Annotated in this window: 7 protein-coding genes; 1 reads left to right on the top strand and 6 read right to left on the bottom strand. The window is 50.1% G+C overall.

Going from position 1 to position 2002, the window contains the following annotated elements:
* Positions 1 to 23: 23 nt before the first annotated feature.
* Genes Q2J39_RS10685 through Q2J39_RS10670 form a run of 4 tightly spaced genes read right to left on the bottom strand, consistent with a single transcriptional unit; the run spans position 24 to position 943 of the window.
* Positions 24 to 251 carry a hypothetical protein gene (locus Q2J39_RS10685; protein ID WP_300968168.1) on the bottom strand — a complete coding sequence of 76 codons (228 nt, stop codon included), beginning with the start codon at positions 249 to 251 and terminating at the stop codon, positions 24 to 26.
* Positions 244 to 453 (bottom strand): hypothetical protein, encoded by a 210-nt coding sequence (locus tag Q2J39_RS10680; RefSeq protein WP_289068954.1) that lies wholly within the window; start codon positions 451 to 453, stop codon positions 244 to 246. Before Q2J39_RS10680 ends, Q2J39_RS10685 begins: the two co-directional genes overlap by 8 nt.
* Complete coding sequence (locus Q2J39_RS10675; RefSeq protein ID WP_289068955.1) at positions 450 to 596, bottom strand: hypothetical protein; 147 nt, start codon at positions 594 to 596, stop codon at positions 450 to 452. The genes Q2J39_RS10680 and Q2J39_RS10675 overlap by 4 nt, the downstream gene beginning before the upstream one ends.
* Complete coding sequence (locus tag Q2J39_RS10670) at positions 593 to 943, bottom strand: hypothetical protein (RefSeq protein ID WP_289068956.1); 351 nt, start codon at positions 941 to 943, stop codon at positions 593 to 595. Before Q2J39_RS10670 ends, Q2J39_RS10675 begins: the two co-directional genes overlap by 4 nt.
* A 46-nt stretch (positions 944 to 989) precedes the next feature.
* Here Q2J39_RS10670 and Q2J39_RS10665 point away from each other — a divergent pair, with 46 nt between their 5' ends.
* The gene (locus Q2J39_RS10665; protein ID WP_289068957.1) at positions 990 to 1364 is read left to right on the top strand and encodes a DUF2513 domain-containing protein; all 375 of its coding nucleotides are present in this window, start codon (positions 990 to 992) and stop codon (positions 1362 to 1364) included.
* On the opposite strand, the gene Q2J39_RS10660 is transcribed toward Q2J39_RS10665, so the two are convergent.
* Both Q2J39_RS10660 and Q2J39_RS10655 read right to left on the bottom strand, forming a co-directional pair.
* Entirely contained in the window at positions 1339 to 1635 is a 297-nt protein-coding gene (locus Q2J39_RS10660) for a hypothetical protein (protein ID WP_289068958.1), read from the bottom strand. The genes Q2J39_RS10665 and Q2J39_RS10660 overlap by 26 nt on opposite strands.
* Positions 1632 to 2002 (bottom strand): hypothetical protein (locus tag Q2J39_RS10655; protein WP_300968167.1); only part of this gene is annotated, 371 nt, incomplete at its 5' end. The genes Q2J39_RS10655 and Q2J39_RS10660, both read right to left, overlap by 4 nt.

Here is a 2002-nt window from a genome sequence, read left to right as displayed (position 1 = left end):
CCAGGCCTCATAGAAATCGGGAATCATGGTCGAACCTCATCATCCAGCAGGTCCATCAGCTGCCGGAGTTTTCTTTCTGCCTCTCCGACGCTTTCCACCAGCTGGTAAGCTCTGTCCGATGCGAACTCAGCCCGCGAGGCCGCGTCATCTGCTGCGTTGACCGCATCTTTGAGGTCTTTTTTTGCTTTGTTGAGCTGTTCCGCCATCCCCTTGACAGCCTGGATGACGCTTTCTTTTTTGTTCTCAGTCATCGCCAAACTCCTTCATGAATTTCTTGCGGTTGATGTAGTATTGGTAATTTCTGCCCCGGCCTTTCCATGCCATGCCCCATGGCATGTCTTTTCTCTGCAGCAGGATCCTCAAGGCCTGATCAGAGATTCCCATGATGTACGCTGCTTCACAGACACTCATGGCTTTGCTGTTTCCAAACAAGTCTTTTATTGGTCGTGTCATTTCCCTTCCTCTTTCTTTCTGTCTCTTTCTGCCTTCCAGGCCTCGAATCCCTCAAGGTTGACCGGATCCGAGAAGAACATCGCCAGCTTCTGGGGTGTGATGGCCCTTGCCAGCGAGTTGATGGTTGCGTTATCCAGTGTCATTCGGACTCCTTTTCCCATTTCAGGCAGGCCATGATTGGATAGGCCTCCTCTAAGACTTGCAGCCTCCATCGTCCGTAGCTGCTGATGATTCCCATTGCTGCCTTTTTGCGAAGCCTTTCGATTTGCTGGATGCACCCTTTCAGAGTCCGTGCTCCCAGTCCTGCGGCTTTCAGCACAGGCTCCGGGTTGGAGCAGGCGATGATTTTCAGTGTGTCCTGGTTCACCTTGTGGTTCGTGCCGGGGATCTCTTCGCAAAGCGGCAGGTATCCTGGCATGTCATCCATTGGGATGTTCCAGACTCCGAACCCGTACGGGATAGAATCGACGATCTGGAAGTTGTGTTTCATGGTGTTTCCTTTCTGATATGCTTCCCCTGAGAAAGGGGGTGAAAAAATGGAACTTAATCACGATCTCGTACGCGAAATGCTGCTCTATATTGAACGAGAATTTGCTTTCAATGATTTAAGGATGGCTTCATCTATACAGATATCCGGATATGATCGAGGCGCCATCCTCTATACAGCCAGACAATTGCTGGATGCCGGGTTCATCAAAGGAAAGGCGTATGGTTACGACAATATTCCAGATACTTCAATATCTTCGCTGACCTGGATCGGTCATGAATATCTTGATAACATTCGCGAGCCTGAAGTCTGGTCTAAAAGCAAATCGATCGCCAATAGAGTTGGATCGGTGTCCTTGAAATACATGAGTGATATTGCATCGCAGGTTGTAGCTTCACTCATCGCGAAAGCCATTGCAGGATAACCGTTACAGTCGTCGTTCCATCTTGATTAACGGTTATTGTCTGGCTCTTGATTGGTAGACCGTCCAGCTGCATCCCGTTAAGCCTGCCAAATTCCACACTCTCCAATATCGGAGTTCGTAAATCGTCTAAACCTTGCGGAATATAACGAGTGTCTTTTTGAAGATTCTCATCCTGATCAATAGCCGACGCGATTACCTTGGGCTCCATCCAAGGGATCACTTTTTTGCTTTTCCCCTCAGTTGCCGCTGAGGGTTTTTTCTTTTCGTTCATGACGCCATCAACTCCTCTGAGTTGTCGAACGGTATTCCGTCCCACAGGCCGAGGGTCACATCCAGGTCGAACGGAAGTTCGCACAGTTCCCAGTCTTCGGCGAGCAGGTCATTTGTGCTGAATTCAGCGTGGTCAAGCCAGGCACTGTAGCTGTCTACCGTCTGGAGAGTGCTTCCGTATCCGTTGGTCGGATAGAAGCACTTGGGATAGTATTTCTCTCCATCCCAGAGGTCCGTGTCCCAGTGAGGGCGGCGCATCGCCATGCGCTTTTCGACGGCGGCTTTTGTTGCTTCGATGATGTTCATGTGTGTCTCCTGCAGCCGCTTGATGTTGTACGCAAGGATTTCGGCTGAGTTGTCCATGGTCC

Origin of the sequence: uncultured Allobaculum sp. (genome assembly GCF_948576815.1) — a bacterium.
Lineage (GTDB): Bacteria > Bacillota_I > Bacilli_A > Erysipelotrichales > Erysipelotrichaceae > Allobaculum > Allobaculum fili.
Note: the sequence above shows the minus strand (reverse complement) of the source record. Positions and strands in the feature narration are given on the sequence as shown.